Origin of the sequence: Bacillus sp. TL12, from assembly GCF_022625245.1 — a bacterium.
Classification (GTDB): Bacteria; Bacillota; Bacilli; order Bacillales; family Bacillaceae_G; genus Bacillus_A.
Genome location: NZ_JAJJBY010000001.1, coordinates 306393 through 332451, shown reverse-complemented (window position 1 = coordinate 332451; position 26059 = coordinate 306393). Strand labels below are relative to the sequence as shown.

The window sequence follows — 26059 nt, the reverse complement described above, 5'->3', positions numbered from 1 at the left end:
AGAATTTAGAGAGAGATGAGGAAGTTAGGTGGGAGATAAACCGCCTATAAAAGCCCGGTTGGTGCAGGCTCATAATCTGTGAGGATGAAGAAATGCATACTGATTAAAGTTTCACTTTATCTTACGTTTTTGAATGAGAAAGGATCATTCGTATGGATATAGAATTGAGAGATCGTTATGCGCCGATAGTACAGCGGTATCAATTGGACGTCCATCATATGGAAGAACACGGGAGTGTCATAAAAATTTATACGAATCAAGGTCCATATGCATTGAAAAAATTGCCATCGCATCGATTGAAAAGAAATAATTTAATGTATCATGTTCAATTTTTACGTGAGAAGGGATTTACGCATTATGTCCCGATTTACCATGCAACAGATGGAAATCATATTTTGAGCGACGAAACATATAGTTATTATTTAATGCCTTGGCTAGAAAGAGCCGAGGGAAATGGAGAGGACAATGATCAATATCATAAAATGTTTCAGACGCTAGCGCTACTTCATCAAAGGACGGTAAAAGAAGAGAAGTATACGGAAGAAGCATTAGAGGATCATTATACAAATATCTCCGATCGTTGGGAGAAGGATGGAGAACTCTTAGAGGAGTTCCTTGTAGAGTCTGAGGCGAAATGGTATATGTCTCCATTTGAACTACAGTACTGTACGTATTTTCATCATGTGATGAGGGCGCGTGAATTTGCCACGAAACAGCTTTCGGAGTGGCATGAAGCGATGAAAGAGAAAGAAAAAACACGCGTTTCTTTTATTCATGGTAATGTATCAATGAATCATTTTTTATTTGATTATGAACGAAACGGTTATTTTATTAGTTTAGAAAAGTCACAATTTGCAACGCCAGTTCAAGATCTTGTCCGTTTTTATTCCCGCTCATTGAACACATACCCAATTGCAAGAAGCGATCGTTTCGAATGGTATCAGGTGTATCAAAAGAATTTTCCGTTTACGAAAGAAGAACAACTCCTAATGTTTGCTTATCTAACATATCCGTCCCCATTTATTAGACAAATTCAATCTTATACAAGCAAACAGCAGAAACGGGATGAAAAGAAAGAACTTCAAGGTGTGAAAATGTTACAGCAAGCACATTGGCTTGTAAGCAATATAGAATATTTCATTTCACAATTACAAGCTGCGCAACAAGGAAATGAATAATAGCCGTAGGCTCAAGTTGCCGTGAGGCTACGGCTGAAAATGTAAGCGGATTGTTGCTACAACAAAGATGATAAGGATGATGAAATCTAAGAAGGTTGGAAGTAGTAATGTGCGAATTCCTTGGAAAATAGTAAGTGGAATGGCAAAATCAGAAAATATCGTTTGTAAATTTCTAACCCATGAAGGGGCTGAAAAATTGTAGGTGCGTCGGTAGCGTCGCATAATCAATCATTCCTCCGTACAGAAAGCATTTAATAAACATTAATCTTGAAATACAGTATGCAGGATAAGTACCTAGGGTGCTTGTGCTGCTTTTTTTATTTTTCGTACATAGGTTATAAAAAATGCTTACGCTAATTGATGATTACACACTGATTTTTGGATGATGAGAAAATAAGGAATCTATCAATTGTAGAAAATTGCTGAAAAATATTTTTATCTTGACGAATATGGTTTCGTTTTTTACACTATTGTATATAATAAATAACAATTATATAAATGCATTGAAGGGGAAGAGTATAACATTAAACGTCTGCAGAGAGGAGAATCATTGGCTGTGAGATTCTCTAGATAGTCATGTTAGAAGGTAGCCCTGGAGCATCTTTTCTGAACGGAGTCATTCGCATTAGGAAAAGACGGATTTGTCCGTTATCAAATTAAGAGTATAAGCAAATTTTGAATTTGTTTGTAAATAAAGGTGGTACCGCGATGTCCCTCGTCCTTTTTTGGATGAGGGGCATTTTTTATTTTGAAGGAGGGAAAATAATGTCAAACACGGAAAAGAATTTACCAACTAAATATGATCATATGTCCGTTGAAGAAGGCCGTTATAAATGGTGGCTTGAAGGCAAGTATTTCGAAGCAAAAGGAGATGCGGAAAAACAGCCGTATACAATTGTAATCCCGCCTCCAAACGTAACAGGTAAATTGCATTTAGGTCATGCTTGGGATACAACGCTTCAAGATATTTTAACACGTACAAAGCGTATGCAAGGATACGATGTATTATGGCTTCCTGGTATGGACCATGCGGGTATCGCAACGCAAGCGAAAGTAGAAGGGAAACTTCGTGAAGAAGGTATTTCACGTTACGACCTTGGTCGTGAGAAATTCCTTGAAAAAGCATGGGAATGGAAAGAAGAATATGCTTCTCATATTCGCGAGCAATGGGGAAAAGTTGGTCTAGGATTAGATTATACTCGTGAGCGTTTCACATTAGATAAAGGCTTATCAGATGCGGTTAATAAAGTATTCGTTCAATTGTACGAAAAAGGTTTAATTTACCGCGGTGAATATATCATTAACTGGGACCCTGCAACACGCACCGCCCTTTCTGATATTGAAGTAATTCATAAAGATGTTCAAGGTGCATTCTACCATATGAATTACCCATTAACAGACGGTTCTGGTCACATTCGTCTTGCGACAACTCGTCCAGAAACAATGCTTGGTGATACAGCGGTAGCAGTTCATCCAGAAGATGATCGTTACAAGCGTTTAATCGGAAAAACGGTTACACTTCCAATCGTAGAGCGTGAAATTCCGATTATTGCTGATGAGTATGTAGAGAAAGATTTCGGAACAGGTGTTGTAAAAATCACACCAGCTCATGATCCGAATGATTTTGAAGTAGGTAACCGTCACGACTTACCGCGCATTTTAGTAATGAACGAAGACGGAACAATGAACGAAAAAGCTGGTAAGTATAACGGTATGGATCGTTTCGAATGTCGTAAAGAGTTAGTAAAAGACTTGCAAGAAGCTGGTGTATTAGTAGAAATCGAGCCTCATATGCATGCGGTAGGTCATAGTGAGCGTAGCGGTGCAGTTGTTGAGCCTTACTTATCAACACAATGGTTCGTAAAAATGGCGCCACTTGCAGAAAAGGCTGTTGCTCTGCAACAAAAAGAAGAAGAAAAAGTAACATTTGTACCAGAACGTTTCGAGAACACATACTTACGTTGGATGGAAAACATTCACGATTGGTGTATTTCTCGTCAATTATGGTGGGGACACCGCATCCCAGCTTGGTATCATAAAGAAACTGGTGAAGTATACGTAGGTACAGAAGCTCCAGCAGATATCGAAAACTGGAACCAAGATAACGACGTACTTGATACATGGTTTAGCTCAGCGTTATGGCCATTCTCAACACTCGGTTGGCCAAATGAAAATGATGAAGACTTCAAACGCTACTATTCAACAGATGCGCTTGTAACGGGCTATGATATTATTTTCTTCTGGGTATCGCGTATGATTTTCCAAGGTTTAGAGTTTACAGGAGAGCGTCCATTTAAAGATGTATTAATTCATGGTCTTGTTCGTGATGAGCAAGGACGTAAAATGAGTAAGTCTTTAGGTAACGGTATCGATCCAATGGAAGTTATCGAGAAATACGGTGCAGATGCAATGCGCTTCTTCTTATCAACAGGAAGTGCACCAGGTCAAGATTTACGTTTTAGCATGGAGAAAGTAGAATCTACTTGGAACTTCATTAATAAAATTTGGAATGCATCTCGTTTTGTATTAATGAACATGGAAGATATGCAATACGAAGATATTGATTTAACTGGTGAAAAATCAGTTGCAGATAAGTGGATTTTAACTCGTTTAAATGAAACAATTGAAAGTGTAACGCGTAACATGGATAAATATGAATTCGGTGAAGCTGGTCGAGCATTATACAACTTCATTTGGGATGATTTCTGTGACTGGTACATTGAAATGGCGAAGCTTCCGTTATATGGTGAAGATGAAGCGGCTAAGAAAACAACTCGTTCTGTTTTAGCATATGTATTAGATCAAACGATGCGTTTATTACACCCATTCATGCCATTCGTAACAGAGAAAATTTGGCAGCACTTACCTCATGAAGGTGAATCCATTACAGTAGCAGCGTGGCCAATAGTTCGCGAAGATTTACAAGACAAAGAAGCAGCGGCAGAAATGCATCTTCTTGTTGATATCATTCGTTCTGTTCGTAACATTCGTGCGGAAGTAAATACGCCAATGAGCAAAAAAGTTCAAATGCAAATTAAAGCAAAAGACGAAACGGTATTAGTGCAACTTACGAAAAATAGCTCTTACATCGAGCGTTTCTGTAATCCAAGTGAATTAACGATTAAGACGGATTTACAAGCACCAGAAAAAGCGATGACTGCAATCGTATCAGGTGCAGAGTTATTCTTACCGTTAGCTGATCTAATCAATCTTGATGAAGAGAAAGCGCGCCTTGAAAAAGAACTTGAGAAGTTCGATAAAGAGGTAGAACGCGTACAGAAGAAACTTGCAAACCAAGGTTTCGTAGCAAAAGCTCCAGCAGCAGTTATTGAGGGAGAGCGTGCGAAAGAGCAAGATTACTTAGAAAAACGCGAAGCAGTTCGCCAACGTCTAGCTGATCTTCAAAAATAAAAATCTTTTTAAAGAGACTTACCATATTGGTGAGTCTCTTTTATTTGCGTATAATAGGATTTAAGAAGGTTTGTTGAAAGGGGAAGGCATACGTGATACATACATACGAAGAAGCAATAGAATGGATTCATAGTCGACTAAAGTTTGGTATTAAACCAGGATTAGAAAGAATGCAGTGGATGTTAGAAGAACTTGGGAATCCTGAGCGTCATATAAAATGTGTTCATCTTGCAGGAACAAATGGAAAAGGTTCAACTTTAACATATATGCGTTATATGCTAGAAGCGGAAAAATATAAGGTCGGGACATTTACGTCTCCATATATTGAAACATTTAATGAACGAATTGGCGTGAATGGAAAACCGATTGCAGACACAGAAATTGTTGAACTTGTAAATATGGTCAAACCAGTTGTAGAAAAATTAGATGAAACAGATTTAGGAGAAGCGACGGAGTTTGAAATTATTACAGTAATGGCAATCTGCTATTTTGGTAAAATAAACTTCTGCGATATCGTCTTGTTTGAAACAGGACTGGGAGGTCGTTTTGATTCTACAAATGTCGTTCATCCAGTTCTTACAATGATTACAAATATTGGCCATGATCATATGCATATTCTAGGGAATACACTAGCAGAAATTGCGTATGAAAAAGCGGGCATTATTAAATCAGGTGTTCCTGTTATTACAGGTGTGCAGGATGAAGAAGCACTTGAGGTTATTCAAAAGGTTGCCAAAGAAAAAAATGCAAATCTTTATGAACTTGGAAAGCAATTTACAGCAATTCACCAGCGATCCGATGAAGATGGAGAACACTTTGATTTTTCTTGTCCATTCGCTTCGTTTGAAGAAATTCGGATTTCGATGAAAGGAAGTCATCAAGTAGGAAATGCAGCACTAGCATTGATGGGGGCTATGTATCTTAAGACATACTTATCATTCTTACTGGAGGAAGAGCATATTCGAGTAGGATTAAGTGAAGCATATTGGATTGGCCGATTTGAACGACTGCAAAGTAATCCAGACGTAATTATAGATGGTGCTCATAATCCAGAAGGAATTGCAAGTCTTGTGAAAACGGTGAAGGCTCATTATAACGATAAAAATGTTATCGTTTTATTTACAGCTCTTGGTGATAAGCAATTAGACAACATGGTTGGCCCACTTGAAACTGTAGCAGATGAAATGATTTTTACAACATTTACATTTGATCGTGCGATTTCTGCTAAGGCACTTGCTGCTCATTCAAGTAAAGAAACAAAACAAGTTTTTGAGAACTGGAAAGAAGCGATTGATACGAAAATGAGCAAGCTACAAGAAAATGATGTTTTCATCATAACAGGCTCTCTTTACTTCATTTCAGAAGTTCGAAAATATATTCGTGACAAAAACTAGGACAGCGACTTGCTGTCCTAGTTTTTTGTTCTACAAATGAAGTCAAATGCATACATATAGGATAACTATATGGGACAATTTGACGAACCTCTCCGACAAATATCTCGTTTTTTTGTGAAGTGAATATGGTATGATGCGGACAACGATAAGAGGTGAGGTGTGAGGGTATGGACAAGCAATCACGAACAATCTCAGTTAAAGTAAATGGAACGGAAGCAAATTACGAGGAAAAGAAGAAAGAAAAAGAAGAATTTGATTGGATGGTAGTAGAGAGTGAAACAGCGCAAAATGTAGTGCCGTTTCAAAAACATAAGTTACCATCTATTCGGCAGCAACGAAAGAAATGGAGTAATATATTTATTTTCACAGCTACTACCGCGATTATTATTGGCACAGTGTTAGGAATGGGAATGCTTCACTTGTTAACGGGACAAGGTGCGGTTCGGGAAGCTACGGTTGCAAGTGGAGAAAAGAGTAATGGAGCAGAGCAAAAAGAAGTAACAGTTGAAGAGAAAAAAGAAGAAAAACCAAAAGTGGGGAATAGTGCTGCTTTAGAGCCAATCACCTTATATTTCGTGCAAGGTGGTCTTTATTCTTCCGAAGAAAAAGGACAGGCGGCGATTCAGGAGTGGAAAGATAATGGGAGCGTAGCAGCTATTAAACCAAATGATGATAAATATTCACTTGTAGTTGGAATTTCTAGTAATGAGCAATCCATAGATCAATTAGTTGGAGAGTATAAAAAAGACGGAGTATCAGTTTTGAAAAAGAAATGGGAAATTACAGATCAAGCATTGCTGAAAGACGATAAAGAAGTTGGTCTGTTGTTAAGTAAGTTGCAGCCCTTATACATGCATTTTGTAAAATACTTGGCAGGTATAGAAGTTGGGAATAAAAGTAATTCTAAAGAAGTAGCGACACTTGAGCAGGAATGGAAGGCTATTGAAAAAGAAGGGAAATCGATTAAACGTGAGGATGTAAAAAAAATATATACGTATGCATCAGTAACTATGCAAACAATAAAAGAAGGGAAGACTGATAAAGAAACTGTAGCTAAATTGAACCAAGTTATTATTGATGGTTTACTTTCCTATGAAAAAGTAGTTTCGCAAAAAGCAAAAGAGTAGGATAATGAAGTAAGGGGAAAGGAGTGTATAAACTTCTTTTCTTTTGGATTATATATCTATAGAAATGTTTTCGCGGGAGAGCATATATAGTTATATAGTGAGAAAATATCATTTTTCAAAAAGAAAAAGGTAATTCTCTCATTTGTAGGAAAGGTATTTGTTTGGTACGATCAAGGTATATTTTTCTGCTTGATGTAAGGAAGGAGAACGTATGAAGAAACTTATTTTAGCATCTGGGTCACCGCGCCGAAAGGAATTGCTTGAACTAGCAGATGTATCGTTTGAAATTGTTGTAAGTGAAATAGAAGAAACAATTGGTGCGTATTCATCGCCTGCTGATATCGTAATGTCACTTGCTTTGCAAAAAGCATCGGCTGTAGCAGAAAATCATGATGATTGTGTGGTATTAGGTGCAGACACAATTGTTACATATGAATCGCGTATTCTTGGCAAGCCTTCTGATGAGAAAGAGGCGAAAGAAATGCTACAGTTATTATCAGGAAAAACACATGAAGTATATACAGGTGTTGCGCTTATTTCAAAAGAAAAAACAGTAACGTTCTATGAGCGTACAGAAGTAACGTTTTGGGAATTAACAGAAGAAGAGATTGATGCGTACATTGCATCGAAAGAACCACTTGATAAGGCTGGAAGTTACGGTCTTCAAGGAAAGGGTTCCATCTTTGTTCAACATATTCAAGGAGATTACTACAGTGTAGTTGGGTTACCAATCGCACGTCTTGTTCGTGAATTAAAACAATTTGATAGTGATGCATCCCATGCGTGAAATTGCATGGGGTTTTCTTTGCGATAAAGTGAAACTTTAATCAGTGGGGGGTTTCTTCATCCCCCACTGATTATTAGTTGAACCAATCGGGCTTTTACGGGCAGTTGATCCCCCACCTACCTTCCTCGTTTCTCTCTGAATCTTGAGGTGGGCATCTTACTGCCCGTTAATGCGGGATAAAATTGAAAAAGGAGTGAGAATATGAACGGCATTCGTGATGTTTTGAAAGAAGAACAACCACGGGAACGATTATTAGTAGAAGGAGCAAGTAATTTATCGAATCGGGAACTACTTGCAGTGTTACTTAGAACGGGCTCTAAAGAAGAGTCTGTTCTAACATTAGCAGATCGAATTTTATACCATTTTGACGGATTACGAATGTTGAAAGATGCCACAATAGAAGAAATGACAAGTATTCATGGTGTAGGAATCGCTAAGGCCTCTCAGTTAATCTCTGCTTTTGAACTAGGAAGGAGAATGGTGCGTTTAGAGTACCAAAATCGCTATAGTATTCGGAGTCCAGAAGATTGTGCTAGTTATATGATGGAAGAGATGCGCTTTTTGCAACAGGAACATTTTGTTTGTTTATATTTAAATACGAAGAATCAAGTTATGCATCGGCAGACCGTGTTTATTGGTAGTCTAAATGCCTCAATTGTGCATCCTCGCGAGGTTTTCAAAGAAGCTTTTCGCCGCGCAGCAGCCTCTATTATATGTCTGCATAATCACCCTTCAGGAGATCCCACGCCGAGCCGCGAAGATATTGAAGTGACAAAACGATTAGTAGAATGTGGAAGAATTATTGGTATTGAAGTCCTTGATCACATCATTATAGGTGACCATAAATTCGTGAGTTTAAAAGAAAAAGGTCATATTTAAGACTATTCTTTTTACTTATTTTGTTTTATAATGTGATTTATGAGTTTTTTGTAGGCATTCGCTTACAATAAAGGATAGAAATTATAAAAACGTACTGTTTTATTATAAATATAAAGTAAAAAAATGAGTCCGTGAAAATGAGAAAGGAAGATAGATGACATGTTTGGATTTGGTGGTTTTACTCGTGATCTTGGAATTGATTTAGGAACAGCGAATACGCTTGTATATGTGAAAGGAAAAGGTGTAGTTTTACGTGAACCTTCAGTTGTAGCTCTGCAAACAGACTCAAAACAAATCGTTGCAGTTGGTAGCGATGCGAAACAAATGATTGGTCGTACACCAGGAAACGTAGTGGCTCTTCGCCCTATGAAAGATGGTGTAATTGCTGACTATGAAACAACAGCAACAATGATGAAATACTATATTCAACAAGCGCAAAAATCAAATGGATTTTTCTCTCGCAAGCCTTATGTAATGGTATGTGTACCATCTGGCATTACTGCTGTAGAAAGACGTGCAGTAATTGATGCAACTCGCCAAGCAGGTGCGCGCGATGCATATCCAATTGAAGAGCCATTTGCAGCAGCAATCGGTGCAAACTTACCTGTTTGGGAACCAACTGGTAGTATGGTTGTTGATATCGGTGGCGGTACAACAGAAGTTGCAATTATCTCTTTAGGTGGGATTGTAACGAGTCAATCTGTTCGTGTTGCTGGTGATGACATGGATGATTCCATCATTCAATACATTAAGAAGAGCTACAACTTAATGATTGGGGAAAGAACAGCAGAGGCATTAAAAATGGAAATTGGATCTGCTGGCGAGCCAGAAGGTGTTGAGCCAATGGAAATCCGTGGTCGTGATTTAGTAACTGGTTTACCAAAAACAGTATTAATTAAACCTGAAGAGATTGCAGATGCATTAAAAGACACAGTAGAGGCAATCGTTGAATCAGTGAAAAATACATTAGAAAAAACGCCACCTGAATTAGCGGCGGATATTATGGACCGTGGAATTGTGTTAACAGGCGGTGGTGCATTGCTTCGTAACTTGGATAAAGTAATTAGTGAAGAAACAAAAATGCCAGTTCTTGTTGCAGAAAACCCACTTGACTGTGTAGCAATTGGAACAGGTAAAGCTTTAGATAATATCGACCTTTTCAAAACTGCTCGATAATATTTCAAAATAAAAATCAATGAAATTAAGAGGGTGTGAACGTGCCACAGTTTTTCTTAAACAAAAGATTAATTGTTTTGCTAGTTAGTATTATTCTTCTCGTGGCATTGATTGGAATCTCATTGAAAGAACGAAAAAGTCTAACATGGCCAGAGCAGTTTGTAAAAGATACTGTCGGTGTTGTAGAACGTGTATTCCAAAAGCCAGCGAATTATGTTGCCGGATTCTTTGAGAACGTAGAAGATGTAAAGCGCACGTATGAAGAAAATAAAGCATTAAAAGAAAAGTTAGATCAGTATGCGGAGTTATCCGTAGAAGTAAAAGATTTAAAAAAAGAAAATGCGACGCTTCGTGAAACGATTGATAAAAAAGAGTCTCTTCGTGAGTATAAGCCAATTCAAGCTACAGTGATTGCACGCAATCCGGACAAGTGGTATGACTTAATCGCCATTGATAGAGGTGAACAGCAAGGAATTCAGAAAGATATGGCTGTTATGACTTCAAAAGGTTTAGTAGGACGCGTGAAAAGTGTATCTCAATTTACATCAACTGTAGAATTATTGAGCTCACTGAATCGAACAAATCGTATTTCTGCTGTAGTAGAAGGGCAAGAGCGTATTTTTGGATTGATTGAAGGATACGACAAAGAAAAACAAACTCTTGTTTTCACAAAGATTCCATCTGATGTAAAAGTAGAGAAAGATCAAACAGTTGTAACATCAGGATTAAGTGATATTTTCCCGAAAGGGTTAGTAATTGGAAAAATTGTAGATGTTGCACCGGATGAATATGGATTAACACAAACAGCTTACGTAAAACCTGCTGCGGATTTAAATGATGTAGACCATGTTATGGTTACAAAAAGAGTTATGCCCTCAGCAGCGTTAGAACAGTAGGGGGGAGAAGATATGGCTATTTTGAAAAGAGCAATTCTTCCTCTGCTGCTTCTTTTTGTGTTTTTATTCGAAAATATGTTTTCTACTGTAGTTCCAACGGAATTGTTTTGGAAAGATAGTATTGCAGCTCCGCATTTCTTTATGATTGTACTATGTTTTATTACCGTTTATTTTAGTCCTTTGCAAGGTATTTATTATGGACTATTATTCGGTTTTTTATTTGATACTGTATATACAGAACTTGTTGGTGTGTATATATTTGCTTATCCGATTTTAGCGTATCTTGTGTATAGTGCGATGAGAGTATTGCAATTGAATTTATTCATTGTTTCTTTTATTGTATTAGCGGGTATTGCGGCATTAGAATATTATGTATATGGATTTTTAACGTTGCTAGGACGTATTCATGTACCAGCGCATATCTTTTTCTCAGATCGTCTCCTTGCTACTTTATTGTTAAATGGAATTTTCTTATTGCTAGTTTGTTTCCCACTGAGACGATATCTTGTACGTCTTTCAAAAGCGATGGAAGAAAAAGAAAAAAGGATTTTCTGATTTTATGTCGAATTGAATCGTTGGGGTGAACTTTAGTGGAAGAAAAAAAGCAACAGAATGTAACGATAAAAGGGACAAAAGATGGACTGACATTACATTTAGATGATTGCTGTTCATTTTCTGAATTACTGAAAGAACTGGATGAAAAACTTTCTACTCACTATTATGATGGTGATGGACGTTCATTAATCGAAGTACATGTTAAAGTTGCCAATCGCTATTTGACAGATGTACAGCAAGAAGAAATTCGTACTTTGATTCGTAATAAAAAAAATCTTGTTGTCGATTCGATTGAGAGCGATGTTATCACGAAGGCTGAAGCAATAGCGTGGAAAGAAGAAACAGAAACTGTCCCTGTTTCCAAAATTGTTCGCTCAGGTCAAGTATTGCAAGTAAAAGGAAATCTATTATTAATTGGAGATGTTAATCCAGGCGGAACGGTTATCGCTGGGGGAAATATTTTTGTCATTGGATCATTACGAGGTATTGCACATGCAGGATATTATGGGGATACAGATGCTGTAATCGCGGCATCTGTTATGAATCCGATGCAACTTCGAATTAGTGATGTGACAATGCGGGCTCCGGAAGAGAAAGAAGACGGAGCAGAGACGGCAGAATGTGCATATATTAATGAGAACAATCACATTGTTGTCGATCGCCTGCAACTTCTCACTCATCTTAGACCTAATTTAACAAAGTTAGAAAGGGGAATTGTATAGCTGTGGGAGAGGCAATAGTAATTACATCTGGAAAAGGCGGAGTAGGCAAAACTACAACGTCTGCAAACATTGGTACAGCCCTAGCATTATCCGGGAAAAAGGTTTGCTTAATTGACACGGATATTGGTCTAAGAAATTTAGACGTAGTAATGGGGCTAGAAAACCGTATTGTATTTGATCTTGTTGATGTCGTTGAAGGTCGTTGTCGTTTATCTCAGGCTCTGATTAAAGATAAGCGCTTTGATGAGCTTTATTTATTACCTGCAGCACAAACGAGTGATAAATCAGCGGTAACACCTGAACAAATGGATGAATTAATACAGGTATTACGTCAAGATTATGATTACATATTAATTGATTGTCCTGCTGGTATTGAGCAGGGATTCAAAAATGCGGTGGCAGGTGCGGATAAAGCAATTGTTGTAACGACACCTGAAGTATCTTCTATGCGTGATGCAGACCGTATTATCGGACTTTTAGAGAAAGAAGATATCGAACCACCCAAACTTGTTATTAACCGTGTGCGTAGCCATATGTTGCATGAGCAAGATATGTTAGATGTAGATGAAATTGTACGTACGCTTTCAATTGATTTACTTGGAGTTGTCGAAGACGATGATGAGGTCATTCGTGCCACAAATACAGGAGAACCTGTAGCGTTGCAGCCAAGTGGGAAAGCATCATTAGCTTATCGCAATATTGCAAGACGTTTGTTAGGCGAATCTGTACCTTTACAAGCCTTTGAACAAGAAAAAGTATCTGTTTTTACAAAAGTAAAGAATTTCTTTGGAATTCGTTAAAAGCACTTCGCATGTATGCGAGGTGCTTTCTTTTTTTCTTCTCATGAATATCTCCTCTTCAGAGTTCATACATATGTACAAACTGTATTTTGGTAAATAGAGAACTTTTATTTACTGGAAGTTTCACTTTACTCGCCTCTTGTAAGAAGAGGTGGCAAAAGGAAGGAGACAAGATGAAGAATAGACGTGTAGAAGAGATTAAAAAGCGGATTGCAAAGAGAAAAGAAGAACAAGAGAGGCTTGAGGAAGAACAGTATTTTTCAGAAGGAAACTTTGATGGAGAAACGATGTTCATTGAAGAAGGTGAAAAAGAGGTACACCCTCTTTTTCGAAAAGAAGTATTTTTATTTAAATTTTTATTAGCAGCAATTCTTGTTCTCTCGGTAGCTATTTTATTTAAAAATGCACCGGCTTCTTTTAACGGAGCAAAAACGGTTGTAAAACAAGTGATGCAAGAAGAATTTCAGTTTGCTACTGTATCTAAATGGTACGAAGATCAATTTGGAAAACCGCTCGCCTTTCTACCTGCAAATGAAAAGAAGCAATCAGCGCAACAAAAAGATTATGCAGTTCCAGCTTCAGGAAAAGTCATGCAAAGTTTTCAAAAAAACGGCCAAGGTGTATTTGTACAAACAGCTGCGAATACAGCTGTTGAATCTGTAAATGAAGGAGTTGTCATTTTCGCTGGTAAGAAAGAGCAATTTGGAAATATAGTTGAGATCCAACATGCAGATGGTACGGAATCTTGGTATGGAAATTTAGGTGAGACATCCGTGAAATTATATGATTATGTTGAAAAGAAACAAAAGATTGGAACAGTTGGGAGCAGTGCAGATAACAAGAATGGTAAGTTCTATTTTGCAATCAAAAAGAATGAAAAATTTATCGATCCGATTCAGGTGATTTCATTTGAATAAATATAGCGAAGTACTGTCAAAAATTACAGTGCACCCACTGTTTTGGGGAATTATAGCGATTGGAATTTTCACAGCGCGATTTAAAGAATTACTACTTTTATTTTGTATCGTTTTGATTCATGAACTTGGGCACGCCTTCGCAGCTGCTCATTATAAATGGAGGATTAAGGAAATAAAACTTTTGCCGTTTGGCGGTGTGGCGGAGCTTGAGGAACACGGGAATAAGCCGTTAAAGGAAGAATTAGTCGTTGTAATAGCGGGGCCTATTCAACATGTATGGATGATTGGGCTAGCGTATGTCTTGTCTAGGACAGGATGGGTTGGTGAGGAACTGTATCATTTTTTTGTATGGAACAATTTAATTATTCTAGGGTTTAATTTATTACCAATTTGGCCGCTAGATGGTGGGAAAGTATTGTTTAATGTTTTATCACATCAATTCCCTTATTTACAGGCGCATGAGAAGATGATGAAAATATCATGTGTTTTTTTTAGTGTGATATTAGGGTGGCAACTCCTTTGGAATAGTAATAATATTATGATGTGGGCGCTTCTTTTGTTTTTAGCTATTTCTTTATATCAAGAATGGAAGCAACGGCGCTATGCGTTTATGCGTTTTTTACTAGAACGTTATTATGGAAACAAGCGAGATATTGAAAAAATTGCTCCAATCGAGGTGCGAACGGACGACCGGTTGTATACAATTTTTACAAAGTTTCGGAGAGGGTATAAACACTCGATTATCGTTCAAGGCAAATATAAAGAGCACTATACATTAGATGAAAATGAATTGCTTTATGCTTATTTTACTGAAAAACGAACAACTTCATCTGTAGCAGAATTAATTGGTTAGTGTTGACGATGACACTAACCTTTTATATTGTAAGAGGAAAAGAAAATAAAAAAAGTGAGGAAAGTATTTTGAAAACGTTATACATCAACTATACTGGTTCGGAAAAGAGAGTTGCTGTTGAAGAAGAACAAGAGATTGTCGAACTACTATGGAAAAGAAACGAAGAACAAGAAATTGTCGGACATATTTACTTAGGACGCGTAGTGCGCACAATTGCGGGGATGAATGCAGCTTTTGTAAATATAGGTTTAGAAAAACATGCATATCTTTCTTACGACGATGTTCCATCATCATATCGAATACACGAAGGGCAAGCTCTGCTCGTACAAGTTGTGAAAGAAGCAATTGATACGAAAGGTCCAAAGCTAACAGCTAATATAGAATTTACTGGGAAATATGTCGTTTATATGCCATATGATGAGATGCGTGCTGTTTCCCGGAAAATAAAAAATTATAAGAAACGACAACAATTAATGGAAATTCAAGTCGAGGGAACGGGCGGCTTTATTTTTCGATCAGCATGTGAAAAAGGATCTTTAGATGAAATTCAAATGGAAATGAAACATTTTCAGGAACTGTTTGAAGGGTTAAAAAGAAAAGAGGAGCAAGGAAAGGCACCATTATTGCTTCATCGTCCTGAGACGTTTTTAGATCGTGTGTTTCAGGGAAATCCAGTTGAATCCATTTCGAAAGTAATCATAGATTCACGTAGTATCTTAAAGGAAGTAGAAGATAAAGTGGGAAAAGAAAAGGTCAAACTGTATAATGAAAAGGCTTCTATGTTTAGTTACTATGGTGTAGAGCGCGAAATTGAAAAAGCACTGCAAAAAATAGTGTGGTTACCAAACGGTTCTTATTTGATTATTGAACAAATGGAAACAATGACGGTAATTGATGTGAATACGGGTAAATTTACTGGGAAACAAAATTTGCAAGATACAGTGTTGCGGACAAATGAAATAGCTGCAGAAGAAATTGCTCGTCAATTAAGATTACGTGATATTGGTGGCATGATTTTAATTGACTTTATTAATATGAAAAAACAAGAAGATAAAGAGAGGGTAAGAGAGAGACTCATTTCTTCTTTACAAAGGGATCGTACATATACCCGTGTTCTCGGATTTACAGAACTCGGTATTTTAGAAATGACACGTAAGCGTAAGAAACACTCGCTGCGTGACGTATTACTAGAAGACTGTTCGCAGTGCAAAACGACAGGGTACGTGATTTCAAATGAAACAATTGCATATGAGCTGGAAAGAGAGCTTATTACGTACAATCATGTAGAAGATGAAGCGGTGTTAATTGCAGCGTCAAAAGAAGTGCAAAAAGTATTTTCACAAAAAGAATTACAAAAAAATATACCACTTCAAATTTATTTCACAGATGAAGAAACTGAGAAGTATGCGATTATTCGATTTGGAACGAAGAAAGAAATAATGAATCGGAAAAAATAGTTAGCAGAACATTTATTGACAATCGTCTATGTTTCATGATAACATCTCTATGTTATAGTTTATAGCACCTAAACTGCTATATGCTACAACCGCACAAGACAGGTTCCCAAAAGACATTTTATGTCTACCTCGTTTTGGCGAGTCTTAGTAATTATGAGGAGGTGCAAGTATGTACGCAATTATCGAAACAGGTGGAAAACAAATCAAAGTTGAAGCTGGTCAAGAAATCTACATTGAAAAATTAGATGCTGAAGCTGGTGAAACTGTTACTTTTGACAAAGTTCTTTTCGTTGGTGGCGAAAACGTGAAAGTTGGTAGCCCAGTTGTAGAAGGTGCAACAGTTACTGCGAAAGTTGAAAAACAAGGTCGCGCTAAGAAAATCATCGTTTTCAAATACAAAGCGAAAAAGAACAATCGTAAGAAACAAGGTCATCGTCAACCTTACACTAAGCTAGTGATTGAAGCAATCAACGCTTAATTCTGGTTAAGATGATTAAAATTACGATAAGTCGCACGAAATTAGGAAGTATCCAATCATTTAAAATGACTGGACATGCCGATTATGCGCCACATGGACAAGATCTTGTCTGTGCTGGAACAACTGCGGTTGTGTTTGGTTCTATAAATGCAGTGGAAGTACTTTGTAATGTGCAAGCAACTATTGAACTTGGAAGTGACGGCGGATTTTTAACGTATGAATTGCCTAATGATTTAGACGCTCATACGATGGAAAAAGCACAAACACTTTTAGAAGGATTAGTTGTTTCGCTTAAGACGATTGAACTTGATTACGGAAAGTATATCCGTTTAATAGAAAAAGTGCAGGAGGTGTAACGTATGTTAAGATTAGATCTTCAGTTTTTCGCATCTAAGAAAGGTGTAGGTAGTACAAAGAACGGTCGTGACTCTCAGTCAAAACGTCTTGGTGCTAAACGCGCAGATGGTCAAATGGTTTCAGGTGGTTCAATTCTTTACCGTCAACGCGGTACAAAAATTTATCCAGGTGTTAACGTTGGTCGTGGTGGCGATGACACTTTATACGCGAAAGTTGACGGCGTAGTACGCTTCGAGCGTCTTGGCCGTGACCGCAAACAAGTGAGCGTATATCCTGTTGCTCAAGAAGCATAAGAAACTCACGGAAAACTCTAACCTGAGTGCAGGTTAGAGTTTTTCTATATTAAGGAGTATCTGGATGAATAAAAAATGGACAATTATAGATGCATTGCGCCATTCAAGACATGATTGGCTTAATCGTATGCAGATGATTAAAGGAAACCTTTCACTTGGAAGAGTGGAAGAGATTCATGGGCTCATCGAGCGTTTTGTCCAAGAAGCGAGACAAGAATCTTATCTGATGGAGCTATCGATGCCTCTATTTTCAGAGTGGATTTTAACATATAATTGGAAACAGCAGCCGTGCTTATTGGAGTACGAAGTATTAGGAAAAATACATAACTTATCTCATTACGATGAGGAAGTTTGTGCATGGGCAAATCAATTTTTCTCAATGCTTCAGCATAGTTTAGACGTTTATGTTGAAAATTATGTTTGTATCACAATTGAATGTGACGCGGAGAATGCTCGTTTCTTTTTTGATTTTCGTGGCAAGCTAACGGATGTAGAAGAACTACAAACGTGGCTTACAAACCAAAACAATGAATGGTATTCCATTTCTTATACAGTACGAGATGACGAAGTCTCGGTTATATTACAACCAATCGAAAAAAGTGTGGTGAAATAATGTTTGTAGATCAGGTCAAGATATATGTAAAAGGCGGCGACGGTGGAAACGGAATGGTTGCGTATCGTCGTGAGAAGTATGTTCCAAAAGGTGGCCCAGCAGGTGGCGATGGCGGTAAAGGTGCAGATGTTGTTTTCGTTGTTGACGAAGGCTTACGTACATTAATGGACTTCCGCTACCAGCGTCATTTCAAAGCTGATCGTGGTCAGCATGGAATGAGTAAAGGACAGCATGGTCGTAAAGCTGACGATTTAATCGTAAAAGTTCCACCAGGAACAGTTGTAAAAGATGAAAAAACGGGTCAAATTCTTGCCGATTTAGTAACGCATGAGCAATCGGCAGTTATCGCAAGAGGTGGCCGAGGTGGCCGTGGTAACTCACGTTTCGCAACTCCAACGAACCCAGCGCCAGAAATCGCTGAGAACGGGGAACCGGGTCAAGAACGTGATGTCATCTTAGAATTAAAAGTATTAGCGGATGTTGGACTTGTTGGATTTCCAAGCGTGGGTAAATCAACATTATTATCCGTTGTATCATCAGCACGTCCGAAAATTGCAGAATATCACTTTACAACAATCGTTCCAAACCTAGGTGTTGTTGAAACAGGTGATAACCGCAGCTTCGTTATGGCTGACCTTCCTGGATTAATCGAAGGAGCACACGCCGGCGTTGGACTTGGACATCAATTCTTACGTCATATCGAACGTACACGCGTTATCGTGCATGTGATTGATATGTCTGGTTTAGAAGGCCGTGATCCATATGAGGATTATGTAACAATCAATGCTGAATTAAAAGAGTACAATCTGCGTTTAACAGAGCGTCCACAAGTTGTTGTTGCAAACAAAATGGATATGCCAGATGCGGAAGAAAACTTACAAGCGTTTAAAGAGAAAGTAGGAGACGAAGTTCAAATCTTCCCAATCTCTGCAGTAACAAAACAAGGTGTTCGTGATCTATTATTTGAAGTAGCAAACTTAGTGGAAACAACACCAGAATTCCCAGTACATGATGTTGTAGATGAATCAGAAGCAAGTGTAATGTACAAATTTGAAACTGAAGGTGTTAAATTTGAAATTACACGTGAAAGCGATGGTACGTTTGTAATCTCTGGTTACGATATTGAGAAAACATTCAAGATGACAGACTTCTCACGTGATGAATCTGTACGTCGTTTTGCTCGTCAAATGCGCGGAATGGGTATTGATGAAGCTCTTCGTGCACGTGGTGCAAAAGACGGGGATATTGTAAAAATTCTTGAATATGAATTTGAATTTATCGATTAAGACTGCCAAAATACGGCAGTCTTTTTTATAATGGAGAAAGGAGTGTAAATAAAGCGATAAAAAAGCCTGGTTTTTTAGGTGGAAGAGCGGATCCGCCTAGGCGTAGAAGCGGTCAAATCCTTTTTTAGCCCCATGCCATGTGAGAACAGAAGGAGAAGAAGCGTGGAAATTTCTTTTAATTTTCATGGCCGCGAGTTATATGTCGGAAATTCAAATTGGATATATATTCGGTTTAAAATTCAGAAGAGTGAAAGAAATTATCACTCCGTAGTAAGAAACAAGGGGAGAGGGAGTATATGTATAAAATATTAATTGTAGAAGATGACGAAAAAATTGCGGGAATATTGGAGGAGCATTTAGAAAGGTATGGATATCAATCGTTTAGAGCGAGCGATTTAAGTCATATAAAAGATGAGTTTGTAAAAATAAACCCTCATCTTGTGTTACTTGATATTAATTTACCGTACTTTGATGGCTACTATTGGTGTCGCCAAATTCGCACAGTTTCGAATGCACCAATTATATTCGTCTCTGCAAGAACGGGGGAAATGGACCAAGTGATGGCAATTGAGAATGGTGGAGATGATTATATTACAAAGCCATTTCACTTAGACATCGTAATGGCAAAGGTGAAAAGTGCACTTCGTCGAGGATATGGGGAGTATGCTTCTACGGCAGAGAGTGATTGTTTAGGGGTAAATGGATTGTTATTATTCCCATCTCAGCACACAGTAGAGTGGAAAGGGCAACAAACAGAACTCACAAAAAATGAATTTTACTTATTGGAATGTTTAATGAAACAAGCCAATCAATATGTAACGCGTGAAGAGCTATTAGAGGCCCTATGGGATGAAGTGGCTTTTGTTGATGATAATACATTAACAGTGAACGTAAAGCGTGTGAGGAAGAAATTAGAGGAGCTTGGAATCAAAAATGCAATTGTGACAAAACGTGGATATGGTTATGCGCTTCTTACAGAGTGGGGCAAAGGGCATGAAGCTTAAAAGTTATCTCATCGATCGCCTCCCTTTAATTTTTTCTTATGTGGTCAGCCTTTGTTTATTTGGGCTTGTATTACAGTTGCAAAGCCTTTTAGAAAAGAGGGAAATTGATTTAGGAACTTGGCTATATGGACTTTTATTAGGAACCGTCGTATTTATCGTATACCTCATTTACGATTACCGAAAGAGAAGTGTATTTTTAAAAAGGATAGAACAATATATTACTGGGGGACAAACTTTGCATGATTCTTTACTCATTGATGCTTCTTATACGTCAGAGCAAGAAATAATTGTAGAAGCGTTCACATTGCTGAGGCAGCAATATATGAATGAAATTCATAAGCAGCATGCAAAAGAGCAACAGCAAATGATTTTCATGAACCAGTGGATTCATCAAATGAAAACACCGGTGTCAGTTATTGAATTATTATTGCAGAAATTTGGTAAAGAACATCGTCAGGCAAGGGAAACAGTTGAAAGTGTCCGAGAAGAAAATAATCGTATTTTAAATGGTTTAGATTTAGCATTACATATGGCAAGGTTAGAGCAGTTCGCGAAAGACTATAAAGTAGAAGTAGTAAATGTCATAGATGTCGTTCGAGAGATTATTAATCAAAATCGAAAGTCCTTCATTCAATCTTCTGTATATCCGAAATTAGTGTTTGAAGAAGAAACCTGCATGGTTGCTTCTGATCGGAAGTGGATTAGTATTGCAATCAATCAAATTATTATGAATGCAATTAAATACACAAAAATCTCGCAAGCGGATAAGAAAGAAATTCAGTTTCAAATAGAGGAGAAGGAACAGACAGTTTTATTACATATTTGTGATACTGGGATTGGTATTCCAAAGCAAGATATCAAACGAGTTTTTGAACCATTCTTTACAGGAACAAATGGAAGAAAAACAAGAGAAGCAACAGGAATGGGATTATATATTACAAAGGAAATTTGTGATAATCTTCATCACGGAATTTACGTGCAATCAACCGAAGGAGAAGGTACAACATTTACATTCCAATTTGCAAAAGATGAAGAATATCATACATTGATGAGAAAAATGACAAAATTGTAAGATAACAAATGGTTTTGTAAGGAAAATCACTCGTTTCTTTCTCACATTTTTCTTATAGTAAATATAAGAAGGAAACACATAGGGGGATTAGAAATGAGTGTTCTCGAAGTAAAAGGATTAACGAAGGTTTATCAATCAAAAGGATCAGTGGCAACGACTGCCTTGCATGATATAAATTTCAAAATTGAAGAAGGCGAATTTGTCGGAATTATGGGACCTTCAGGCAGTGGGAAAACAACGCTTTTGAATTTATTAGCAACAATTGATAAACAAACATCAGGTCATGTTTATGTAAATGGTGAAGAGATTAGCCAAATGCGTGCTAAAAAACTAGCAGAATTTCGTCGCACGCACTTAGGATTTATATTCCAAGATTTTAACTTGCTGGATACGCTATCCATTAAAGAAAATATTATTTTGCCGCTTGTAATGGCAAAACGTTCTGTAAAAGAAATTGATACGAAGGTACTTGAGATTGCAAAATTCTTAAACATTGAAGAAATCTTAAACAAAAAAGTATATGAAGTATCAGGTGGACAGCAGCAACGTGCTGCAGCTGCACGTGCCATTATTCATGAACCGACATTAATTTTAGCAGATGAACCAACGGGGAACTTAGATTCTAAGTCTGCAAAATCGTTAATGGGTGCTCTGCAAGATTTACATGAACAGAAAAAAGTAACGATTGCGATGGTAACGCATGATCCAGTAGCAGCGAGTTATTGCGAACGAATTCTCTTTATACGTGATGGAGAAATCTTCTCAGAAATTCATAAAGGAAAAACAAAGCAAGCCTTTTTCCAAGAAATTTTAGATGTACTTGCGATGCTAGGAGGGGAATATCATGAACTTTCGCCAGCTCGCGCTTAATAATGTAAAAGGAAATTGGCGTAATTATAAAGCTTTCCTTATTAGTAGTTGTTTATCGATTGTAGTATTTTTCATGTATGCTTCGTTCATTTACCACCCAGATATAGTGAGCGGAAATATTAGTATGAAGATGATGATTACTAAAGGATTAGAATCTATGAACTATATTGTCGTCATCTTCTCGGCGCTCTTTATTCTATATGCTAACTCAACGTTTTTACGAGCAAGAAAAAAAGAGTTTGGTTTATTAACATTAATAGGTGGAACGAAAGCACAGCTTGGCCGAATGATTATGTTAGAGCAAATGATTTTAGGTGGAATTGCAATTGTAGTAGGAATTGGTTTAGGAATGCTATGTTCAAAACTGTTCTTCCAGGCTTTAAGTGTATTGTTAGGTATAGACAAAACCCTTCCGCTCGTCTGGAATGGCAAAGCTGTTTTAATTACAGCTAGTATATACTTCATCCTCTTCTTTCTCTTATCACTGTTTGGCGTTTGGACGGTTGGCCGTTTACAAATTATTGATTTATTAAGAGAAGCGAGAAAGCAAAAAGTAGAGCCATTTGCATTTACATGGTTATGTGTAGTTGGGATATTATGTATTATTGTCGCATATGTTCTTTGCTTCCAAGTGACGCTTATGAATTTTCTTATGTACTTCTTGCCGATTGTAGGACTAACAGTTGGAGGAACATATTTACTATTTACACAAGGTAGTACAGTTGTATTAAAAGCGTTACAAAGACGAAAAAAATCATTCTATACATATCCAAATATGTTTGTGCTTAGCAATCTTATTTATAAAATGAAAGATAATGCTCGTTTTCTTTTCGTTATTTCTATTATTACAGCTGTTGTTTCTTCAGCGGTTGGGACGCTTTACGTATTCTTTCAAGATATGAGTTATAAAACAGTAGCAAGTACTCCTCATGCAATTTCATATGAGGAAAAAGGGGTAAATACGCATAATGTTATTAGTGACGAGAAAATGCAAGCAACACTGAAAAAGCACGGGTTTGAGGATGCGAGAAAAGTAACATATGTAAAACTTCCTGCAAAACAGAAACTAGTGATGTTTAATGGTGAGCATGAGATGCCTTTAGGGATTATTTCAGAAAAGGAATATAATGCAGAAGCACGCAAGCAAAAGAAAGAGGAAGTTCATAATGCACCGGGAAGTGCAACGATGGTTTTAATTGATATGATGAATGACTTTGTGAAGGTAGATCGTACAAAGCCGTTTGAGTTTACGCTGAACGGGCAAAAACAATCTAGTAAGCTAAATGATCCAACTTCGCAATCTGTTTTTAATGATGAAGGTTATCTCATTGTGAATGATGAAGATTTTGTAAAATATGAAAAGCTGGTACCGGATGAAGAAAAGACGAAATATTACGGATATTATATTGAAGACTGGAAAGAAACAGAGAATCTTGTAGTAGAATTGAAAAAAGAAATTGCTCAAGAACAACAACAACAGAATTTCCATAATTCGGTTCTCACTTATAAAGCGATAAAGGAACAAGGGGCAATTACAATGTTCATCGGTTTCTTCGTAGCAGTACTCTCCTTCTTCTTTGCTTGCAGCATGACATATTTTAAATGGTTTAATGACAAAGAACAGGATCGTATCCAATTTAAATCCTTAAGAAGAATTGGTATGACAGATAAAGAGATTCATAAAATCGCCATTCGTCAAATGGGAGTTATCTTCTTTATCCCGATTCTTATTGGTGCGATTCATAGTGGATTTGCACTCCATACATTAGGGAAAATGCTTTACTTAGATTTATGGAAATCAGGTGCGATTGTGATTGGGTCATATATTTTAGCTTCAGCAATTTATTTTATGGTTGCACAAAGAGGATATTTAAAACACGTAAAAAGCTAGGGAAACCTCTAGCTTTTTACGTGTGTAACAAGTTACAGGGAGGATGCAGATGAATATTAGACAGCTAGCGATACAAAATATAAGAGGGAATTGGCGGAGTTATAAAGTATTTTTCTTGAGTAGTTGTTTTGCTATATTTGCTTCTTATGCGTATATGTCAGTAATTGTACATCCTTCTATGCAAGAAACGATGTGGTATCAAAATGTACGGTGGGGGCTTATTGTATGTAACTTTATTATCATTTCTTTCTTTATTTTTTTTATTTTATATTCTACCTCTATTTTTATAGAAGCACGTAAAAAAGAATTAGGACTATATATGTTGATGGGAGCAACAAAGTCTAATATTGTAGGCATGATAATAATCGAACAGATGATTATCGGTTTTTTTGCTAACGTTTTTGGTATTGGACTCGGCATGATATTTTTAAAACTCTTTTTTATGATATTTAGTATGCTGCTTAGACTTCCGAAAGAATTAACACTTATTTTTGATATGAAAGCTATTTTTACAACATTTATTACATATACAATTGTCTTTTTCGTTTTATCATTTGTAAGTGCTTTACGTATATGGAATATAAAAGTGATTCGTCTATTAAAAGAATTTCGAATGGATAAAAGGGAAACCAAAAGTTCGAAATGGCTCTGCATGCTAGGATTTGCTTGTTTAGGTATAGGATATGGTTTAGCATTACAGTCCACATTGCCAACAATAGCGATATATTTCATCCCTGTTGTTATATTCATTTTTATTGGAACGTATTTTTCGTTTACACACGGTGTGATACAAGTTCTAGAAGTGATAAAACGGAATAAAAGAATTATGTATACATATCCTTATTTATTTATAGTGAATCAATTATCACATAGAATGAAGGAAAATGGCCGTTTTTTCTTTCTTTTATCTATGGCAACGACTATTGTTGTTACAGCAACGGGTACGGTATTTTTATATTTTTCGGGCATGCAAGATATGTGGCGCGGAGGAGGGGCACAATCCTTTTCATATGTAGAAAAAGGTACTGGGTCTAATGAAATTTTTGATAAGAACATAGTTGAGAATCTATTACATAAACATGGATTTCATAAATTTCGCTATACAACTTTTGTAGGATTACAAACAACATTTCAGTCCGATAATGGAGAAAATACTGAGGCGACTATAATAAGAGCGAGCGAATATAATAAAGAGGCAAGAGAGCAAGGACAAAAAACGTATTCGCCAAAAAGAGGAACTGTTACTCTTGTTTATTATAATAAGCATCAATCTCTCTTATATAATAAGAGAAATGTTCAATTAAATGTGTTTGGGCAGACATTTGATTATACAAGTAACGGACAAAAAGAAGGATCGCTATTTAATTATCACATGGATCAAGTAAATGGGATGTTTTTTGTCATGAATGATCAAGATTTTAATGGTATAGTAAATACAATGCCTGATTCTGAAAAACGTATATATCGAGGTTATACATTAGATAATATTGAAAATACAAAGAGATTAAATGAAGATTTACGTAAGCATATGAAACAAGATAAGAATGGTACATTTCGAAATAATATGGAATTATATTTGAGCATGAAAGAGATAGGGGAATTTACTTTGTTTACTGGTTCGTTTATCAGTATACTATTCTTTCTTACCTCATGTAGCATTGTGTATTTTAAATGGTTTCATACTATTTCATCTGATCGGAAGCAATATCGAGCACTATCTAAAATTGGAGTGACAAAGCAGGAAGTATGGAAAATCTCTCGTTGGCAATTAAGTGTGTTATTCTTTTCTCCTATTTTAGTAGGAAGCACGCATAGTGCGGTTGCGTTATATACGTTCCATAGGACAGTTTTTAGGGAGGGCTCATTTCAAAACGTATGTGTTGTCATTGCGTTTTATCTTTTAGCATGCGTTATTTATTTCTTCTTCGCTCAAAGAGAATATAGGAAACATATAGACTAGCGAATGCTAGTCTTTTTTTAATATTCGAAATTTACATAGAAGAATATAAAAAATTATGGTATAACAGTAAGAAAACGAAAAAG

General features: G+C 36.8%; 25 protein-coding genes and 2 other annotated features. Of the genes, 24 read left to right on the top strand and 1 reads right to left on the bottom strand.

Annotated elements, in window-relative coordinates:
• Positions 1-152: 152 nt before the first annotated feature.
• Entirely contained in the window at positions 153-1178 is a 1026-nt protein-coding gene (gene ysxE, locus LOK41_RS01785; RefSeq protein WP_241814906.1) for a spore coat protein YsxE, read from the top strand.
• A gap of 27 nt (positions 1179-1205) precedes the next feature.
• Here the strand turns inward: ysxE and LOK41_RS01780 are convergent, their stop codons facing one another.
• Positions 1206-1400, bottom strand: coding sequence for a hypothetical protein (locus LOK41_RS01780; RefSeq protein WP_079999563.1), 195 nt, complete (start codon positions 1398-1400; stop codon positions 1206-1208).
• A gap of 272 nt (positions 1401-1672) precedes the next feature.
• Positions 1673-1904: a binding site (T-box leader), on the top strand.
• Positions 1905-1943: 39 nt separating this feature from the next.
• Here LOK41_RS01780 and LOK41_RS01775 point away from each other — a divergent pair.
• The 23 genes from LOK41_RS01775 to LOK41_RS01665 all read left to right on the top strand — a co-directional run bounded on the left by LOK41_RS01775 (position 1944) and on the right by LOK41_RS01665 (position 25976).
• Positions 1944-4589 carry a valine--tRNA ligase gene (locus LOK41_RS01775; RefSeq protein ID WP_241814905.1) on the top strand — a complete coding sequence of 882 codons (2646 nt, stop codon included), beginning with the start codon at positions 1944-1946 and terminating at the stop codon, positions 4587-4589.
• Positions 4590-4681: 92 nt separating this feature from the next.
• The gene (locus LOK41_RS01770) at positions 4682-5983 is read left to right on the top strand and encodes a bifunctional folylpolyglutamate synthase/dihydrofolate synthase (protein ID WP_241814904.1); all 1302 of its coding nucleotides are present in this window, start codon (positions 4682-4684) and stop codon (positions 5981-5983) included.
• 167 nt (positions 5984-6150) lie between these two features.
• A complete protein-coding gene (locus tag LOK41_RS01765) occupies positions 6151-7110 on the top strand; it encodes a stage II sporulation protein B (protein WP_241814903.1) in 960 nt (319 codons plus the stop codon).
• Between the two features lie 211 nt (positions 7111-7321).
• Positions 7322-7897, top strand: a complete 576-nt coding sequence (locus LOK41_RS01760; protein ID WP_241814902.1) for a Maf family protein — start codon at positions 7322-7324, stop codon at positions 7895-7897.
• A 201-nt stretch (positions 7898-8098) separates the two neighbouring features.
• On the top strand, positions 8099-8776 hold the full coding sequence (gene radC / locus LOK41_RS01755) for a RadC family protein (protein WP_241814901.1): 678 nt from the start codon (positions 8099-8101) through the stop codon (positions 8774-8776).
• Positions 8777-8935: 159 nt separating this feature from the next.
• Positions 8936-9952 (top strand): cell shape-determining protein MreB, encoded by a 1017-nt coding sequence (gene mreB, locus LOK41_RS01750; RefSeq protein ID WP_174098849.1) that lies wholly within the window; start codon positions 8936-8938, stop codon positions 9950-9952.
• Between the two features lie 41 nt (positions 9953-9993).
• On the top strand, positions 9994-10848 hold the full coding sequence (gene mreC / locus LOK41_RS01745; protein WP_241814900.1) for a rod shape-determining protein MreC: 855 nt from the start codon (positions 9994-9996) through the stop codon (positions 10846-10848).
• Positions 10849-10860: 12 nt separating this feature from the next.
• A complete protein-coding gene (gene mreD, locus LOK41_RS01740) occupies positions 10861-11403 on the top strand; it encodes a rod shape-determining protein MreD (RefSeq protein ID WP_174098851.1) in 543 nt (180 codons plus the stop codon).
• Positions 11404-11438: 35 nt separating this feature from the next.
• The gene (gene minC, locus LOK41_RS01735; protein WP_241814899.1) at positions 11439-12125 is read left to right on the top strand and encodes a septum site-determining protein MinC; all 687 of its coding nucleotides are present in this window, start codon (positions 11439-11441) and stop codon (positions 12123-12125) included.
• 2 nt (positions 12126-12127) lie between these two features.
• Positions 12128-12925, top strand: coding sequence for a septum site-determining protein MinD (gene minD / locus LOK41_RS01730; RefSeq protein WP_174098853.1), 798 nt, complete (start codon positions 12128-12130; stop codon positions 12923-12925).
• 173 nt (positions 12926-13098) lie between these two features.
• Entirely contained in the window at positions 13099-13842 is a 744-nt protein-coding gene (locus LOK41_RS01725; RefSeq protein WP_241814898.1) for a M23 family metallopeptidase, read from the top strand.
• On the top strand, positions 13835-14695 hold the full coding sequence (locus LOK41_RS01720; protein WP_241814897.1) for a M50 family metallopeptidase: 861 nt from the start codon (positions 13835-13837) through the stop codon (positions 14693-14695). The genes LOK41_RS01725 and LOK41_RS01720 overlap by 8 nt, the downstream gene beginning before the upstream one ends.
• Positions 14696-14763: 68 nt before the next feature.
• Positions 14764-16152: an Rne/Rng family ribonuclease gene (locus LOK41_RS01715; protein ID WP_241814896.1), complete on the top strand. Its 1389-nt coding sequence runs from the start codon at positions 14764-14766 to the stop codon at positions 16150-16152.
• A gap of 77 nt (positions 16153-16229) precedes the next feature.
• Positions 16230-16307, top strand: a sequence feature (ribosomal protein L21 leader region).
• A 14-nt stretch (positions 16308-16321) separates the two neighbouring features.
• Complete coding sequence (rplU, locus tag LOK41_RS01710) at positions 16322-16630, top strand: 50S ribosomal protein L21 (protein WP_003200848.1); 309 nt, start codon at positions 16322-16324, stop codon at positions 16628-16630.
• Between the two features lie 11 nt (positions 16631-16641).
• A complete protein-coding gene (locus LOK41_RS01705; RefSeq protein ID WP_090687665.1) occupies positions 16642-16986 on the top strand; it encodes a ribosomal-processing cysteine protease Prp in 345 nt (114 codons plus the stop codon).
• A 3-nt stretch (positions 16987-16989) separates the two neighbouring features.
• A complete protein-coding gene (gene rpmA, locus LOK41_RS01700) occupies positions 16990-17280 on the top strand; it encodes a 50S ribosomal protein L27 (RefSeq protein ID WP_017150650.1) in 291 nt (96 codons plus the stop codon).
• A 64-nt stretch (positions 17281-17344) separates the two neighbouring features.
• Positions 17345-17893 (top strand): sporulation initiation phosphotransferase B, encoded by a 549-nt coding sequence (locus LOK41_RS01695; protein WP_241814895.1) that lies wholly within the window; start codon positions 17345-17347, stop codon positions 17891-17893.
• A complete protein-coding gene (gene obgE, locus LOK41_RS01690) occupies positions 17893-19179 on the top strand; it encodes a GTPase ObgE (RefSeq protein WP_241814894.1) in 1287 nt (428 codons plus the stop codon). Before LOK41_RS01695 ends, obgE begins: the two co-directional genes overlap by 1 nt.
• 296 nt (positions 19180-19475) lie before the next feature.
• On the top strand, positions 19476-20183 hold the full coding sequence (locus tag LOK41_RS01685; RefSeq protein WP_241814893.1) for a response regulator transcription factor: 708 nt from the start codon (positions 19476-19478) through the stop codon (positions 20181-20183).
• Positions 20173-21255, top strand: a complete 1083-nt coding sequence (locus LOK41_RS01680) for a HAMP domain-containing histidine kinase (protein ID WP_241814892.1) — start codon at positions 20173-20175, stop codon at positions 21253-21255. Before LOK41_RS01685 ends, LOK41_RS01680 begins: the two co-directional genes overlap by 11 nt.
• 93 nt (positions 21256-21348) lie before the next feature.
• A complete protein-coding gene (locus LOK41_RS01675) occupies positions 21349-22125 on the top strand; it encodes an ABC transporter ATP-binding protein (protein ID WP_241814891.1) in 777 nt (258 codons plus the stop codon).
• The gene (locus tag LOK41_RS01670) at positions 22100-24016 is read left to right on the top strand and encodes an ABC transporter permease (RefSeq protein ID WP_241814890.1); all 1917 of its coding nucleotides are present in this window, start codon (positions 22100-22102) and stop codon (positions 24014-24016) included. The genes LOK41_RS01675 and LOK41_RS01670 overlap by 26 nt, the downstream gene beginning before the upstream one ends.
• Before the next feature lie 49 nt (positions 24017-24065).
• The gene (locus LOK41_RS01665; protein WP_241814889.1) at positions 24066-25976 is read left to right on the top strand and encodes an ABC transporter permease; all 1911 of its coding nucleotides are present in this window, start codon (positions 24066-24068) and stop codon (positions 25974-25976) included.
• Positions 25977-26059 lie beyond the last annotated feature (83 nt).

What these genes read in the sequence shown, in the direction of transcription:
- mreD (WP_174098851.1), top strand. Translation starts at nt 10,861, where the DNA reads ATGGCTATTTTGAAAAGAGCAATTCTTCCTCTGCTGCTTCTTTTTGTG.
- LOK41_RS01725 (WP_241814898.1), top strand. Translation starts at nt 13,099, where the DNA reads ATGAAGAATAGACGTGTAGAAGAGATTAAAAAGCGGATTGCAAAGAGA.
- LOK41_RS01780 (WP_079999563.1), bottom strand. Translation starts at nt 1,400, where the DNA reads ATGCGACGCTACCGACGCACCTACAATTTTTCAGCCCCTTCATGGGTT.
- LOK41_RS01680 (WP_241814892.1), top strand. Translation starts at nt 20,173, where the DNA reads ATGAAGCTTAAAAGTTATCTCATCGATCGCCTCCCTTTAATTTTTTCT.
- LOK41_RS01695 (WP_241814895.1), top strand. Translation starts at nt 17,345, where the DNA reads ATGAATAAAAAATGGACAATTATAGATGCATTGCGCCATTCAAGACAT.
- ysxE (WP_241814906.1), top strand. Translation starts at nt 153, where the DNA reads ATGGATATAGAATTGAGAGATCGTTATGCGCCGATAGTACAGCGGTAT.
- LOK41_RS01665 (WP_241814889.1), top strand. Translation starts at nt 24,066, where the DNA reads ATGAATATTAGACAGCTAGCGATACAAAATATAAGAGGGAATTGGCGG.
- LOK41_RS01705 (WP_090687665.1), top strand. Translation starts at nt 16,642, where the DNA reads ATGATTAAAATTACGATAAGTCGCACGAAATTAGGAAGTATCCAATCA.
- LOK41_RS01685 (WP_241814893.1), top strand. Translation starts at nt 19,476, where the DNA reads ATGTATAAAATATTAATTGTAGAAGATGACGAAAAAATTGCGGGAATA.
- LOK41_RS01675 (WP_241814891.1), top strand. Translation starts at nt 21,349, where the DNA reads ATGAGTGTTCTCGAAGTAAAAGGATTAACGAAGGTTTATCAATCAAAA.
- LOK41_RS01760 (WP_241814902.1), top strand. Translation starts at nt 7,322, where the DNA reads ATGAAGAAACTTATTTTAGCATCTGGGTCACCGCGCCGAAAGGAATTG.
- rplU (WP_003200848.1), top strand. Translation starts at nt 16,322, where the DNA reads ATGTACGCAATTATCGAAACAGGTGGAAAACAAATCAAAGTTGAAGCT.
- obgE (WP_241814894.1), top strand. Translation starts at nt 17,893, where the DNA reads ATGTTTGTAGATCAGGTCAAGATATATGTAAAAGGCGGCGACGGTGGA.
- radC (WP_241814901.1), top strand. Translation starts at nt 8,099, where the DNA reads ATGAACGGCATTCGTGATGTTTTGAAAGAAGAACAACCACGGGAACGA.
- LOK41_RS01775 (WP_241814905.1), top strand. Translation starts at nt 1,944, where the DNA reads ATGTCAAACACGGAAAAGAATTTACCAACTAAATATGATCATATGTCC.
- mreB (WP_174098849.1), top strand. Translation starts at nt 8,936, where the DNA reads ATGTTTGGATTTGGTGGTTTTACTCGTGATCTTGGAATTGATTTAGGA.
- LOK41_RS01670 (WP_241814890.1), top strand. Translation starts at nt 22,100, where the DNA reads ATGAACTTTCGCCAGCTCGCGCTTAATAATGTAAAAGGAAATTGGCGT.
- LOK41_RS01765 (WP_241814903.1), top strand. Translation starts at nt 6,151, where the DNA reads ATGGACAAGCAATCACGAACAATCTCAGTTAAAGTAAATGGAACGGAA.
- rpmA (WP_017150650.1), top strand. Translation starts at nt 16,990, where the DNA reads ATGTTAAGATTAGATCTTCAGTTTTTCGCATCTAAGAAAGGTGTAGGT.